The organism is Bacillus sp. 0102A, assembly GCF_036765155.1.
In the GTDB taxonomy this organism is placed as follows: domain Bacteria; phylum Bacillota; class Bacilli; order Bacillales; family Bacillaceae; genus Bacillus; species Bacillus subtilis_G.
On sequence record NZ_JBAIZW010000009.1, the window covers coordinates 50,057 to 64,835 of the forward strand.

Annotated in this window: 15 protein-coding genes and 2 pseudogenes; 7 read left to right on the plus strand and 10 right to left on the minus strand. The window is 39.7% G+C overall.

The features are described from left to right. Window positions 1-11: 11 nt before the first annotated feature. Window positions 12-455: a carboxymuconolactone decarboxylase family protein gene (locus V6D41_RS18835; protein WP_333519291.1), complete on the plus strand. Its 444-nt coding sequence runs from the start codon at window positions 12-14 to the stop codon at window positions 453-455. A gap of 42 nt (window positions 456-497) precedes the next feature. Here V6D41_RS18835 and V6D41_RS18840 read toward each other — a convergent pair whose 3' ends face one another. Further along, window positions 498-1,184, minus strand: coding sequence for an ArsR/SmtB family transcription factor (locus tag V6D41_RS18840; RefSeq protein ID WP_333519292.1), 687 nt, complete (start codon window positions 1,182-1,184; stop codon window positions 498-500). Window positions 1,185-1,273: 89 nt separating this feature from the next. On the opposite strand from V6D41_RS18840, the gene V6D41_RS18845 reads away from it, so the two are divergent. Continuing rightward, a complete protein-coding gene (locus V6D41_RS18845; RefSeq protein ID WP_333519293.1) occupies window positions 1,274-1,897 on the plus strand; it encodes a flavin reductase family protein in 624 nt (207 codons plus the stop codon). Between the two features lie 107 nt (window positions 1,898-2,004). Here V6D41_RS18845 and V6D41_RS18850 read toward each other — a convergent pair whose 3' ends face one another. Next, window positions 2,005-3,453 (minus strand): aminotransferase-like domain-containing protein, encoded by a 1,449-nt coding sequence (locus V6D41_RS18850; protein WP_333519294.1) that lies wholly within the window; start codon window positions 3,451-3,453, stop codon window positions 2,005-2,007. Window positions 3,454-3,586: 133 nt separating this feature from the next. On the opposite strand from V6D41_RS18850, the gene V6D41_RS18855 reads away from it, so the two are divergent. After that, window positions 3,587-4,489 carry a DMT family transporter gene (locus V6D41_RS18855; protein ID WP_333519295.1) on the plus strand — a complete coding sequence of 301 codons (903 nt, stop codon included), beginning with the start codon at window positions 3,587-3,589 and terminating at the stop codon, window positions 4,487-4,489. A 46-nt stretch (window positions 4,490-4,535) separates the two neighbouring features. After that, window positions 4,536-4,803: pseudogene (locus tag V6D41_RS18860) on the plus strand (LytR family transcriptional regulator); the annotation flags it as partial. 71 nt (window positions 4,804-4,874) lie between these two features. On the opposite strand, the gene V6D41_RS18865 reads toward V6D41_RS18860, so the two are convergent. The 5 genes from V6D41_RS18865 to V6D41_RS18885 form a co-directional block, all read right to left on the minus strand. Then, window positions 4,875-5,657 carry a GNAT family N-acetyltransferase gene (locus tag V6D41_RS18865; protein ID WP_333519296.1) on the minus strand — a complete coding sequence of 261 codons (783 nt, stop codon included), beginning with the start codon at window positions 5,655-5,657 and terminating at the stop codon, window positions 4,875-4,877. A gap of 187 nt (window positions 5,658-5,844) precedes the next feature. Continuing rightward, window positions 5,845-6,270, minus strand: coding sequence for an arsenate reductase (thioredoxin) (gene arsC, locus V6D41_RS18870; RefSeq protein WP_333519297.1), 426 nt, complete (start codon window positions 6,268-6,270; stop codon window positions 5,845-5,847). Between the two features lie 24 nt (window positions 6,271-6,294). Continuing rightward, window positions 6,295-7,593 carry an arsenic transporter gene (locus V6D41_RS18875; RefSeq protein WP_333519298.1) on the minus strand — a complete coding sequence of 433 codons (1,299 nt, stop codon included), beginning with the start codon at window positions 7,591-7,593 and terminating at the stop codon, window positions 6,295-6,297. A 12-nt stretch (window positions 7,594-7,605) separates the two neighbouring features. Further along, window positions 7,606-7,920: an ArsR/SmtB family transcription factor gene (locus V6D41_RS18880; RefSeq protein WP_442893085.1), complete on the minus strand. Its 315-nt coding sequence runs from the start codon at window positions 7,918-7,920 to the stop codon at window positions 7,606-7,608. Between the two features lie 434 nt (window positions 7,921-8,354). Next, window positions 8,355-9,227 carry a YitT family protein gene (locus V6D41_RS18885; RefSeq protein ID WP_333519300.1) on the minus strand — a complete coding sequence of 291 codons (873 nt, stop codon included), beginning with the start codon at window positions 9,225-9,227 and terminating at the stop codon, window positions 8,355-8,357. 305 nt (window positions 9,228-9,532) lie between these two features. Here V6D41_RS18885 and V6D41_RS18890 point away from each other — a divergent pair, with 305 nt between their 5' ends. Beyond that, window positions 9,533-9,790: a hypothetical protein gene (locus V6D41_RS18890; protein WP_333519301.1), complete on the plus strand. Its 258-nt coding sequence runs from the start codon at window positions 9,533-9,535 to the stop codon at window positions 9,788-9,790. Between the two features lie 6 nt (window positions 9,791-9,796). Here V6D41_RS18890 and pdxR read toward each other — a convergent pair. Further along, window positions 9,797-11,187: pseudogene (gene pdxR, locus V6D41_RS18895) on the minus strand (MocR-like pyridoxine biosynthesis transcription factor PdxR). Window positions 11,188-11,341: 154 nt separating this feature from the next. On the opposite strand from pdxR, the gene V6D41_RS18900 reads away from it, so the two are divergent. Further along, window positions 11,342-12,205: a DMT family transporter gene (locus V6D41_RS18900; protein ID WP_333519302.1), complete on the plus strand. Its 864-nt coding sequence runs from the start codon at window positions 11,342-11,344 to the stop codon at window positions 12,203-12,205. Window positions 12,206-12,503: 298 nt separating this feature from the next. Next, on the plus strand, window positions 12,504-13,178 hold the full coding sequence (locus V6D41_RS18905) for a hypothetical protein (RefSeq protein ID WP_333519303.1): 675 nt from the start codon (window positions 12,504-12,506) through the stop codon (window positions 13,176-13,178). A gap of 533 nt (window positions 13,179-13,711) precedes the next feature. Here the strand turns inward: V6D41_RS18905 and V6D41_RS18910 are convergent. Together V6D41_RS18910 and V6D41_RS18915 are read right to left on the minus strand one after the other, a co-directional pair. Then, window positions 13,712-14,488: a sulfite exporter TauE/SafE family protein gene (locus tag V6D41_RS18910; protein WP_333519304.1), complete on the minus strand. Its 777-nt coding sequence runs from the start codon at window positions 14,486-14,488 to the stop codon at window positions 13,712-13,714. 61 nt (window positions 14,489-14,549) lie between these two features. After that, the gene (locus V6D41_RS18915) at window positions 14,550-14,777 is read right to left on the minus strand and encodes a sulfurtransferase TusA family protein (RefSeq protein WP_333519305.1); all 228 of its coding nucleotides are present in this window, start codon (window positions 14,775-14,777) and stop codon (window positions 14,550-14,552) included. Window positions 14,778-14,779 lie beyond the last annotated feature (2 nt).

A 14,779-nucleotide genomic window follows, 5' to 3' on the forward strand; every position in this document is an offset into this window, starting at 1 on the left:
AGTTTTACCTTATGAATCAAAGAGTGTCCTACTATGATGTTGCTCCTGCAGGTATGAAGTTGATGATGGATATGGAGAAATATACGAAACAATCTTCAATTAACCGAACTACGAGAGAGCTAATGAAAATCAGGGTTTCTCAAATAAACGGCTGTGCTTTCTGCATAGATATACATACTTCCGATGCTCGTAAAATGGGCGAAACTGAACAGCGAATCTACTGTTTACTTGCTTGGAGTGAATGTGATTTTTATTCACCTGCAGAGAAAGCAGCGCTTGAACTATCTGAACACATCACGCTCATTTCTTCTAAAAGGGTTCCTGACGAGTTATATGATAGAGTACGGGAACATTATGATGAAAAGCAATATGTTGACCTTGTTCTCATCATCAATCAAATAAACAGTTGGAATCGAATTTCTATTGCAATGGGGAATCAAGCAACTTCAAGATAATAAGAAGGAGTAAGACTTTTAATGAATCTTACTCCTTTTTTCTCATTCTCTAATATTCACTTTAAAGTACTTTTCAAATGCGGTTCTGCCGCTTTGTGTCATCCTAATCGCTCTTGTTTTCGGCATACGAACAATCCATTCTTCTTCTAACATGCGCAGCAATAGAGCGTTTCCTAAAGCTCCTGCAATATGATGCTGCCGCTCACTCCAATCCAAACAGCAGCGTGCAAATGCTCTCCTCTTGTTTCGCTGCTGCTCTTCGTTGATGCCTAAATTTGAAAAGAACAAAGAACCCTCTGAAGTCACCTCAAAGTTTAAATCGACTTTTTTTATTATTCCCTGCTCAACTAGTGAATTTGTCATTTGTACGCCTACATAACCCGCCAGATGATCATAACAGGTGCGGGCAAAATGCAAGTTGCTTTTTTCCTTTGAATCTTTTAAAGATGTGACTTTGGCTTTAGGGGCAATCAGAAGCAATTGCTCAATCACGTTTGCTGCATCTGAGTCAGACAATCTGTAATACCTATGTCTTCCATGCTTCTCTACGCTGATCAGTTCTTCTTCGAGCAATTTTTTCAGGTGAAAACTTGCGGTTTGAGGTTTAATGTTAGCAAGATATGCAAGCTCTCCCGCAGGGTGTATCCTTCCATCCATTAGGGTGAGAAGAATGGAAGAACGCGAGGGATCAGATAACAACGAAGAGATTTTTGCGATATTAGGATTCATGCTTTTCCTCCTTACATTCATATTTCGATGATAGTTGAAATGTTAAACCTTTACAATATGAATGTAATGATGACAAGGAGGAATAAGCGTTGGACATTGAAAAACAAGACACTCTTCATTTTAAAGAAATCAAACCAAAAATCATGTATTATGGTACCTCAACATTACTTCTTACGACATTGAATGAGGATGGTACAACTAATATTAGTCCTATGTCTTCTTCTTGGGCTCTGGGAAACTATATTGTCCTTGGAGTAGGCCTAGGGGGAAAAGCTATTGAAAATTTGGAAAGACACAAAGAATGTGTTATAAACTTGCCCGGCCCGGAATTATGGGGAAATGTTGAAAGAATTTCTTCTTATAGCGGAAAAAAGAATATACCGCCTTTGAAGAAACAGCTCGGGTTTACATATCAAAAAGAAAAATACGAATCAGCAGGGTTATCACCTTTACAATCAAAGACAGTATCCCCAACACGCATTAAAGAATGCCCTATTCAAATTGAAGCCGAAGTAAAGCATATTCGAACACCCGAATATGAACCATCTTTTGCGATTGTAGAGACGCAGGCATTACATTTTCATGCCGAGGAAAGTATCATATTGAACGAAAATCATATCGACCCTTCAAAATGGAGTCCTCTTATCTATAATTTCAGACATTATTTTGGATTAGGAAGAGAAATAGGAAAAACCTTTCGTTCAGAAACATGACCATTTTTACCTTTTTAGAGACCGAGCCATGACTTATGATTATCAGATCAAGCTATTATTAGGCTTGGTCTCTTTTTTAGTGAAACATCCATTTAAGGCTATAAAGTTTATTTACTTGCCAACTTCTTGATCATCAAACCCAACTCATAAATCCCCTTTTGAAGGTCATCAAGAGATGCATAAGCATATGATAAGCGAACATAATTCCCTTTTTCCTGAGCATAGATACTGCCGAGATTGAGAAGAATCCCTTTTGATAAAGCTTTCGTATAAAGTGATTTCATTGATATTGGAGGCAATATTTTTATCCAGACAAAGAATCCTCCCTTTGGGATGTTCCATGTCGCAACATCCTTCAAATGGGTTTCTAATGCACTCAAGGCCAAATCCCTTCTCACCTTTAATTGCTTTCTGACCTTTTCTAAATGCTGCTGGTATTGGCCCGATGTAAACCACTCTGCCGCTACTCGCTGGGATAACGAACTAGATCCGTAATCTGTTTGCATTTTAATATCGGATAAACGTTCAATCACGGGTTCCGGACCGACGATCCATCCAATCCTCAAGCCCGGACTTAACGTTTTCGATAAACTGCCTATGTATAGCACATGTCCATTTTTATCTATTGTTTTGATAGGATAGGGCGGAACTTCATCTATCCATAACTCACGATAAATGTCATCTTCAATCATGGGAAGCTGTGTATTCCCACTTGCCGCAAGGATTTCTTCCCGCCGCTTTTTTGACATTAAAATACCGGTCGGATTATGAAAACAAGGATTTGTATATAATATAGCCCTTTCCCGTTCCCCTCTTGTCATCTGAAGATTTCCCGGCAAAAGTCCCTCATTATCCATAGGAAGTCCAGTCAGTTTCATGCCAGCTGATTGAAATACGTGTAATGAATAAAGGTAGGATGGCTGATCAAGATAAACGGTTGATCCTCTTTGTAAAAGCCCTATTGATATCAGTTGTAGAGCTTGCAATGCTCCCGACACAATCAGAATAGAAGAAGGGGAGGCATTGATTCCAAAGGTTCTTAAATAGTTGCTTAATGCCTCTCGCAACGGAAAATATCCTTTTGGTTCCTCATATCCGAATGCTTCCATGTTTTGTGATACCTTACCCATCATCTCTTTCATAGCAGTTAAAGGGAAAATTTCAGTTGAAAGCTCGCCTTTACTGAGCTGTATAAGGTCCGTATTTGATTCTGATTGGTTTATCTCTTGCACGATTTTTTGGCTAGGCTGCTGAATTCCAGAGGTTACATATTGATCCCAATCAGGAGCAGAATTCTTAGCTAGTAGTGTCCATGTATTGTTGATAACAACTGTGCCTTTCCCCATTCTGCCTTCGATTAACCCATCTGCCATTAATTCCTCTAAGGCCGTAATGACCGTGCTTCGATTCACGTAAAAGTCTTTTGCAAGCTTGCGCTGGCTTGGAATCTTGCTTCCAATCGGCCACTCTCCATTCCCTATTTTCTCTTTGATAAAATGAACGATTTGTCTGTACTTAGGAAGCTTTTTTATCTTATTTTCTACTGGAAAGCTCATAAAAGTAGTCTCCTTACAACTAAATTGGTTGGGTTAAAATCCGTCTAAGTGGTTGAAGCCATATCACCTAATCTTTATTAGTATAAAAACACATTAAATAACTGGTTGGCTTTTGTAAAGAGGAGTGGAAATAATGAGAAAGAAAACAGTTCAAATGATCATATCTAACAGTCTGATGATCGGTTTGTGGGCATCAGCTTTCCCGGGAATTCGCGCAGGCTTAGAAGGTTACACACCCGAACACCTTGCTTTATTTCGTTTGTTAATCGGCTCTATGGCATTATTGCTTTTTGCTGTTTTGACTAAGATGCGCTTGCCTGACATGAAAGACATTCCTGTCATTTTTCTTTTAGGGATTTTAGGTTTTGCACTCTATCACACTTTGCTGAATATCGGTGAAAAAACAGTTAGTGCCGGAGTTGCCAGCTTACTCGTCACCACTGCACCAATCTTTTCCACCATGTTATCCCGCCTGTTTTTTAGAGAGCATTTTGGATATGCGAAATGGATTGGCTCTATCATCAGTTTGTTAGGTGTGTCATTGATTGCATTGGGGGCAGGAGACTATACATATTCAATGAAAGGTATACTTTTTATTCTGCTGGCAGCTTTTTCGGAGAGTATTTACTTCGTTTTTCAACCCCGTTATATAAAAAAATATGGTTTTATTCCATTCGTAACATTCACCATTTGGGGCGGAACATTACCTATGCTTATGTTTCTGCCAGGCTTAGGCGGGGAAATAATAAACGCTTCCATGAGCGCAACATTGTCGATTATTTATTTAGGATTATTGCCCACGGTTATTCCATACTTCGCACTAGCGTATGTCACTTCGGTCGTCGGCGTTTCAGAAGCAACCCTTTCACTTTACTCCACACCGGCTTTAGCCTTGATTATTTCTTGGATGTGGATAGGTGAAATCCCCGCCTTTATTTCTCTGCTAGGCGGAGTGGTTACAGTCGGCGGGGTGTGTTTCACCTATTTAAAATCAAATCAAATGAAATGGTATCGAAACACTCTTAGACACAAATAAAGAAGATACCGCCAACATTTGGTATCTTCTTTGAGCGCGAAAACGAATTATTCACGAAGGCGCACAATTAAAATCATTAAAAAACGATCAAGGAATTTTGACCGCATTAGAGAAAAATATTCAAACGAACTTCACATTGGATAACATGATCGATATTCAACATTCTTATAAAAAAGCCGTTCAACATGTAAAACAGATCGAAATAAAAGGTGAGGATAAAAAAAATAGATCACTTATGGTATCATGTTGTCACTGTTGAAAACAGAAAGGACTTATCGAAAAAACTTCGCCGGCAATTACATCTGGAACCTTAAAATAAATTCATAACCGCTCACTCAGGTAGAGAAAAGTGCTTATCTCTTCTCTCTTTTTTCAGATCATGTTTTTACGATTTTCCAGAATAGAAAATAGAGTATTCGGTCATTGCCTTAAAGCCTAGTTTTGCTGCTAAACTAAAGGAGGATTTGTTGTTAACATCACAATCCCAACTAGGCACCATTCCATTTTTCAGACAAAAATCTATAAACTCATTTCCCACACAGTAAGCTAAACCCATGCCTCTGTAATCTTCAAGTGTATAGATATCCATTTCTGCACGATTACGTCCATAAAATATAGAGGTACACTCACTCACAACATGATTGCCATGTAATACGGCAAACCCAAAGCCTTTTGAAGAAAAATATGAAACAGAATCCCAATACTCATCATAATAAGCTCTGTTAAATTCTGTGCTGTTTGAAATGACATCTTCATCTATTCTTTTCAATACAAGGCCCTTTGGAAGTTCCATAGCCGTTTTAGAAGGTTCTTGCTGAAAAGAAAATGCCACTCTTTTCATTTGATTCAAATCGCCTTTCAGCATTGTTTTCATTACTTTATCCCATATATCATTAGAAGAAAACAGGGTAAATCTTTTTGTTGATTTCATTTGTTCTTCATAAAAGCCTGCAATGAAATCATTAAAAGCTCGATTCCCTTGGTCTCCTGCAATAAAATAAATTCCTGATTCAGTCCCTATTAAAAACGATCTAGGGAATGTTTGGTCATCTACATAAACAACACCCCGAATGGTTTGTTCTAATATTGAATAAACAAATGTGGGGCAAAATGTTTTATCAAACAATGTTGTTAAGCCGTTATATTTTTCTTTTGTTAACTTCTGCAAACTGACAACTCCTTTAAAACAGCGTCTCCTTCATGATTCTGTTTACAAAATCAATTTTCCTCTGTCACAAGCTAAATAACTTTCCTTTTAAAGCGGACAGTTCACGGATCACAGTCAAGTTAAACCAAAAAACAGGTGTCTGCACTTAGCTCGCAGACACCTGTTGAACAATACACGCTTAGTATATCTATTTCTCATTCCCTGTTTCAGCAAACTGTTTTAAGCGCTCGCCAATTTCATCACGCACTCTTTGGAAAAACGCCCATTTTTCTTCGTCTGTTCCTTGTGCTTTTGCCGGATCATCAAATCCCCAATGCTCACGTTTTACATGCGGAGGCGTCATTGGACATTTGTCAGCTGCATCACCACAGAGAGTAACAACCAAATCAGCATTGTTTAAAATGTTCGGATCAATCATATCCGAGGTTTGATTGGAGATATCAATCCCTGCTTCTTTCATCGCTTTGACAGCATTAGGATTTAATCCATGAGCCTCGATTCCTGCGCTGTACACGTTCCACTTGTCTCCAAGGTATTTTTTCCCCCACCCTTCAGCCATTTGACTGCGGCAAGAGTTTCCAGTGCATAAAAAGTAAATCGTTTTCTTTGACATGTTTATCTTCTCCTTTTTGAAACATTAATGGATGATCATCAGCCAAATATACAGGCCGACAAGTGTAATAAATAATGTTGGGATTGTCAGAATGATTCCTGTTTTAAAATACGTGCCCCAGGAAATCTTCACACCTTTTTGTGAAAGGACATGAAGCCATAATAGTGTCGCCAAGGAACCAATCGGCGTTATTTTAGGCCCTAAATCTGAACCGATGACATTTGCATATATGAGCGCTTCTCTCATCATCCCATGTGTATCTGTGCCGGCAATAGCCAATGCATCAATCATGACAGTCGGCATGTTGTTCATAACAGAAGAAAGAATCGCCGCGATAAAGCCCATTCCAATCGTACCCGCAAACAACCCTTGGTCAGCCATGGCTTGAATCACATCTGAAAGGACATCTGTCAATCCAGCATTACGGACCCCGTACACAACAACGTACATGCCGATTGAAAAGAACACGATAGCCCAAGGCGCTCCTTTCAGCACTTTTTTTGTATGAACGGCTGGGCTCTTTTGTGCAGCAATTAAGAAAAAGATGGCAATGATGCCCGCTACCACTGATACGGGAATAGAGAAAAATTCACTTGCAAAATATCCGATTAAGAGCAGTCCTAAGATATACCATGATAGTTTGAACATATTTTGATCTTTTATTGCTTCTGCAGGTCTTTTAACCTCAGTCAAATCATAACGTTTTGGTATGCTTTTTCTGAAGAAAAGGTAAAGCACAATGATACTCGCCAGTAATGAGAACAAGTTAGGGACAATCATTCTGGATGCATAATCAATAAATGTAATATCAAAATAGTCCGCTGAAACGATGTTGACCAAATTGCTCACAACTAACGGAAGCGAAGTCGTATCTGCAATAAACCCGCTGGCAATGATAAAAGGAAAAACTAATTTTTCATTGAAATGTAATGCTCTGACCATCGCTAATACAATCGGTGTCAATATAAGGGCGGCACCGTCGTTTGCAAATAATGCGGCGACGATAGCTCCTAATATAGATACATAAATGAACATGCGCACACCGTTTCCTTTTGCAGCCTTTGCCATATGAAGCGCTGCCCATTCAAAGAAACCGATGTTATCAAGGATTAACGATATAATAATGATGGCCACAAAAGCCAATGTCGCATTCCAAACAATACCTGTCACAGTTAACACATCATGAAAATTGACAACTCCGGCTATTAGAGCCAAAACAGCTCCTCCACAGGCTGACCACCCGATAGACAAGTTTCTCGGCTGCCATATGACCAATACTAAAGTTAATAAAAATATGGATAACGCCAAAATGACTGAAGTCAATCTAATACCTCCTTATTGGCAAGACGCTTGAGTTTCCCTTTGTTTGATGTGCAGTAACAATTCGTCCTCTTGATCGATTCGATGTAAGACCCATTGCAATGTATCAAACTCGGGACATGATTGATTGATTGAATAATAACGCCATTGCCCTCTTCTATCCTCGTTTACAAATCCTGCGTTTTTTAATTTCCGCAAATGCTGGCTTATGGCTGGCTGACTCGTGTCGAACATATCAACCAATTGACACACACAATATTCTTTCTCAAGAAATAATTTCATCATCATCAGCCTTGTTTGATCACTAAGAATTTTTAAACAGCTGGTCATTGCAGCAATCCCTATTTTTGTATCAACAGTCAAATGAACTCCTCCTTCAACTCAATACATAATCAAATTATTATATATAGGCCGAGTTATTATACATGATCCATTAGGTTGGATGGATGTTTGAAGATTTTGTCATCAATAGCAAGTGAACATTACATTTGTTCACAACGTCATTATATAATCTTTTGTTTATATAATCAATCCTTTATATAAAACATTCAAAAATATTGATTTCTTAGTGTATCTCATTAGAAGACTCCATTTAAGAACATCAACGATTTACCTGAACAAAAAAATCCCGCTTGTTAAAGACAGGATTTTAGGAATTGTTTCACTCATGTCATCTATACGAGGAACAGGTTTGCCTCTTTTCAGACAGATTCATATGTGTCACGGGCTGCATGTCGTGTTCAAACAATGCATATGATTTGTTTCTAATGATGATTGACCCTTCTAAAATTGCTGCCCTTCACTTCAGCTACATCATAAACGGTAACAAAGGCAGTTTTATCAATTTCATTAATAATTTCCTTTAGTTTGGTTTCTTCTAAGCGGTTGATGACACATGTGATTTCTTTGAATTTCTCATGGGAAAACCCCCCGTAAGCTTCTTTATATGTAGCGCTGCGGCCTAATTGATCACGTATGGTCTCCACCATCAATTCAGGTTGGGTTGTAATAATTTGAAACATTTTAGAACCGCTTAATCCTTCCTCAACCACATGAATGACTTTCGATGCAATGTAGTAAGCAATGACTGAAAGCAATGCCCCTTGCAAACCAAATACAATGGAAACAAAAATAAACACAAAAAGGTTTAAGAATAAAATGAGATCACTCGTTCCGAATGGCAGCTTTCGGGATAACAGCACAGCAAGCATATCAATTCCATCTAATGCGCCGCCATTACGCAACGCCAGCCCCATTCCGATTCCAAGGATAATCCCGCCAACAACAGTGATTAACAAGGTATCTCCCTCTATGATAGCGGGTGTGTGGTGGAAAAAACTTGTCCCCGCGGCGAGTGATATGATTCCCATAATTGATAATAAGGCAAAGCGTTTCCCAATTTGCTTATACCCTAACCAGACAAACGGAATGTTAATAACAGCAATCAGAATTCCCAGCGGTGCATTGAACAGCTGTGACCCAACAATGCTGAGGCCTGTCACCCCTCCATCAGAAACACTGTTTGGAATCAAAACTGTTTCTAATCCATATGCCGCTATCATTCCTCCGATAATGACCATGATGACTTGCAGAATGACCTTCGCTTTAAATTTCTTATGTTTTTCAATTCTATTCATACCATTCCTCATTTCAAATATTTTGTTATATTTAAACTATACCATAATAGATTTTTCTGGCTAAAAACATGCTTTTAAAAGTATTCGTCAATCATTTCTTTAAGCAGGCTGTGATACCACTCTATTTCATAAAGATAACCTTTTGTGATAAACATTCAATTCACCTGATGAGCCAGTCGGGATCTATGTCTCAATCCATCTTTTATGAGTAACTTGGCGGCCACCAATAATCTGTTGTAGATCATTTGTCAACATAGCTTCGGTTGATTCATATCCAAATCGCGTCTTGCATGTTAGGAAGTTTGTTGAACTACATATTAAAACGCACGAAAAAAGTAAATTCCTTGGTACATTCATACGGCCGAGCGGAATGGACAATCGACATGTTCAACGAAAAACATGATGAAATATGCCGGATGATTGTCCGAGCCATCGCAATAGAGTATTCCGTTGCTTTTTCAGCACCTATCAATGTGGTCATAGAAGCGGTTCCTTCAAGCAGCAGTGTGAATTGGTATGCTAAATCTTATTACATTCACATTCCTCCTGAATGGAAAAGCTGACAGCTCTCATATCTTCCAGGCAGCTTTCAGTTTTTTTATCCCTTCTGGTATGTTTAATTCGGGAACCCCTGCAAATCCAAGCGACACCCTTTTAGCAGGGGGATGATTTTGATAAGAAGAAGCAACAGGATAAATTTTCACTCCATGTTCCTTTGCCTTCTCAATTAACTCTTTTTCGCTAAATGGCAAATAAACGTCAAGTAAGATGCGAAGTCCAGAGTTTTCTCCGCGAATCCTGACATGCTCTCCTAATTCTCTTTGCACAGTCTCTAGTAAAATGGCTCTTTTTTTCCGGTAAAGCTTTCTCATTCTGTTGATGTGTTTTTGCCACTCTCCACTTTTTATAAAGTCAGCTAGCGTGAGCTGACTGTGGCAGGACACCGTTTGCTTATATAAAGACGCGATTTCATGGCCTTTTTTTAAAAGAGACGAAGGAAGAATCATATAGCTGATACGCAGCGAGGGAAGGAGAGACTTAGAAAAAGTGCCCATATAAATGACACGGTTATGCTGGTCAAGCCCTTGTAAGGATGGGACCGGCTGTCCGGTGTATCTAAACTCCCCATCATAATCATCCTCTATGATAAATGACTGATTCTCAGCAGCCCATTTAAGCAGCTGAATTCTTCTGTTAATCGTCATAATGGTTCCAAGTGTATATTGGTGAGAAGGCGTGACATACACAAGATTTGGCTGCTGTTCTTTGATCGTCTGTATACAAATTCCTTCATTATCGACTGGTAAGGAAGGATATTCATACGATTGGCTTCGAAAATCTCGCGTGCTCTCGGATAACCCGGATCCTCATATCCTATGAAAATATTCTGATCAAAAACTTGACACAAGATTTGGAGAAGAATAGGGTTCCCGGCTCCTATAATCACTTGTTCAGGGACACAATGAACACCCCGTGATTGATACAGGTACTCTGCAATGAGCGTCCTCAGCTCAAACTCTCCTAAAACTTGTCCCGGCCGATAAAGTTCGTGTCCATATTGGTCTAAACTATTGACCATGCTTTTTCGCCATGCGGAAAAAGGAAAGTAAGAAGAATCTACATTTCCATAGTGAAAATCAATCCACTCTTTATGTTCCTGCTCTTTTTGTTGAATGGGTAATGTGCGCGGCATTTTACCATAAGCAAAATCAGAATCGTCATAATCAGCAAACCACCCGCTTCTTGGCTTGCTCACGATATAGCCCTCAGCAGCAAGTTGTTCATAGGCACGTTCTACAGTCGTTTGGCTGATGGATAGCTGACTCGCCAAGAGTCTTTTTGAAGGGAGCTTCATTCCTTTTTGAATACGCCCCTGATGCATGTTTTCTTTGAAATCCTGATAAAGCTGCTGGTAAAGCGGAATATCCAGGTTTCTATTTAAAAAAGGCGTGATATCCATTTACACATTGTTCTCCTAACTGGTATGCATTTTTTTATGAAAACTGGCTGTTTATGAAAGGTCAATTCCAGTTTATAGTCATTGTAATCCTTAGATGCTGGTTTTGTTAAGAAAATCCAGATCATTAAAAAGACATATATTTGGAGTGATTGCAATGAACAAAACAACAAATGGCTGGATAAATGGTTTTATAGGCGTCCTCATTTTCAGCGGCTCACTGCCGGCAACCCGCTTGGCTGTGGCGGACTTCACCCCATTGTTCCTCACCGTATGCCGCGCTGCGATAGCTGGTATATTGGCTGGAGGCCTCCTTCTCATCTTCCGGCAGCAGAATCCTGCTAAAAGCGATATCATTTCATTATTGGTGGTAGCGTTCGGCGTGGTGATCGGGTTCCCATTGCTGACAGCTTTGGCGCTTCAGTATGTCACCTCCGCACATGCCATTGTCTTCCTTGGGCTTCTTCCGCTTGCAACAGCGGTCTTCGGCGTACTCCGCGGAGGTGAACGTCCCCGGCCAGTCTTCTGGATGTTCTCAGCGGCTGGCAGCTTACTAGTAGCAGGCTTCGCCCTATTTCAGGGAGGTGGATCATCCCCGCTCGGTGACGCGTACATGCTGGCTTCTATCATCGTATGCGGACTTGGTTATGCAGAAGGCGCTAGGCTTTCTCGACGTCTTGGGAACTGGCAGGTGATCTCTTGGGCACTCGTTCTGTCGCTTCCTCTTATGCTGCCTTTATCGTTCTTTTTTACACCGGACTCATGGTCGAGCATCGGGGTACCAGCGCTGCTCAGTCTTGCCTATGTATCCTTATTCAGCATGCTGATCGGCTTCGTCTTCTGGTATCGAGGTCTCGCCCAAGGCGGAATTGCGGCGGTTGGGCAGCTGCAGCTTCTTCAGCCATTCTTTGGCCTGCTGCTTGCCTCAGTGATTCTGCACGAAAAAGTAGGCTGGGCACTCGTGGCAGTGAATATCGCCGTTATCATGTGTGTGGCTGCTGCATGGCGATTTGCAAAGTAAGGCGAGGTAAAACATCAAAAGTACCAAGAGTTTGCTGTCCTCGATATTTTTCATGCGGCCGGAGAACTCGAAGCTGTTCTTCATTTGCCACTTCCAAAGATACGTTTTTTCTCTATTGCGCTCATAGATTGAAAACCTGAAGAAAAAGGGGCAAAAGTTCTTAAGAATTCTTAAGTACGAAGCTAACCATAAATCTCTTTTCAAACAAATTTCAAACGATCATATCTATTGTATGGTAATATTTAGATCCATGACTTTTACATGAAGATGAAACCTAGTTGATGAGAGGAATGAAAGAATGAGGAAACTCGGAAAGATATTTTACTGCAATGCCGCCCTGCTGCTGCTCGCCTTATTGCTTGCTGGGTGTGCGGGCAGTAAGAACGTAGAATCAAAACAAACTTCAAATGATGATACTGCTGCACAAACTGACGAAGATCATAATGATAATGAAGACAGCAACAAAATAAGCAAAGATGAATCAGAGCCAACAACGGGCTCAGAAGAATCCGCAACAGTTGAATCAGATGACACCTCTTCAGAAAAAGCAAAAAATGAGGAGAAAGGCAAAGAAGACGATGTATTGGCAGCATATTCTTCTGAAAAAATCGAATATGCCCGAGTTTGGCTGCAGCTTGGACCCAATCAAGAGATTGATGAATTGAATGTTCGCCATATTTCGGCTGGCGAACCCATCAATCCTAATGATGACACCAGTGCCAGCTATCCAGAAGATGTGATCCAGTTAGCAGGTTCTCGGTTAGTAGATGGATCAGTCACTTATCATGGTAACGGAGATGGCACAATTCATGTATACAATGTGCCTTTACGCTGGGATTCCGCTGATGATTTAGATCAAGGCGTCATGCAGGAAGTGACTGAGAATATCATTAATAATAAAGACACAGTGTACATCGATACAGGAGACGATGAAAAAATCAAGCGACTCATTGACGTCATGGTGATTCATTAATCAGTCATCACTTGTCTAGAGTAGATTGTGTGCTTTTTTCACACAAAACTCCTATTACAAAATAAAGGATAACAAGGAAAAAGCATAATATATTAAGTTTGGAGTGTGATCACTTGCTGAAAAATCCACCTATTCTATTAGCTCTGCTATCAGTTGGAAGCATACTAAATGTGGTGAGCAATACCATTGAATTATCTGGTGCTTTTCATTGGATCATATTATTACTGGGTGTCGCATTAGTATTTTATAGCGCCGTATGTCTAGTGGCATACAATATTAATCAAAAGAAACATCTCAGCAGTAAGTGAATGAGTCTTTAGAAAAACAAGCATTTCACATGATGCTTGTTTTTCTTTTACATATAGCAGTTTGTCAGACTCATACCTTCAGCCTCTAAGAGGTTAAACACGGCTAAATTTTTCCATTCGCGTAAACAGTATAGGGTATAACCATTATTCTTTTGAGCAACATCACAGTAATAATCGCCGTTCCCTCGGGCCTTATTCAAAAGGTTAACGCTCAATATTTTATCCCTAAAGGAATCCTAACCAGATTTTAATCGCTGTCGCTGATATTAATAGCGCTAAAATCCATTGAAGGAATTTTGTATTTACCTTTTGTCCAACTTTTGCGCCAATAGGAGAAGCGATTAAACTAGCGATCATAAGAACCAAAGCTGGTACAAAAAGCACCTGTCCTGTGATTACCTTTCCAAATGTTGCGCCAATAGATGATAGAAATGTAACCGCAAGAGATGAAGCGACGGTGATTCTTACAGGAATATTTAAAATTGATAACATAATAGGAACGAGAATAAAAGCTCCACCAGCTCCTAAAATACCTGATACCCCGCCAATGATAAAGGCTAAGGATGAAGCTAACCCTTTATGAAATATGACTTCTTCGCCTTCCCTATGTTCTTGTCCTTTTTTAGGTATAAACATTAATATAACAGCTATAATAGCCAAAATACCGTATACGAAGTTCATTCCTTGTTCAGATATGCGATGAGAAAAGTAACTTCCTAATACACTCCCTATAAAAATACTGCTTCCCATGTAAATGATTAATGCTTTATTTAAAAACCCACTCTTACGATAAGCCCAAACACCGCCCAGTGTCGCAAAAAAGACTTGAATAGCTCCTATCCCTGAAACTTCATGAGCGGTTAATGATATCACTCCCACTAAAGAAGGAATGTACAATAGCATTGGATAATTAATAACTGATCCGCCAATACCAATCATTCCGGAAATAAAGGCACCAATAAACCCTATAATGAAAAGAGTTGTGATAAAGGCAATATCCATTTTGGTTTCCTCCTTTTCAAAGAAAAAGGGTATCTTTTTATTCGATACCCTTTCACATTCATTAGCCTTTTTGAATCCAGAATTTCAATACATCACCTTCATCAGTATGCTCTAAAAGGTCATGCCCGCCTGATTTAGACCAAGCAGCCAGATCATTTTTAGCTCCTTTATCTGTTACATGCACCTCTAATATTTGACCTGAATCCAGTTCATTCATCGCTTTCTTCGTTCTCACGATTGGCATAGGACATGCCAGTCCTTTTGCATCTAATACCTTATCTGATTTCATGT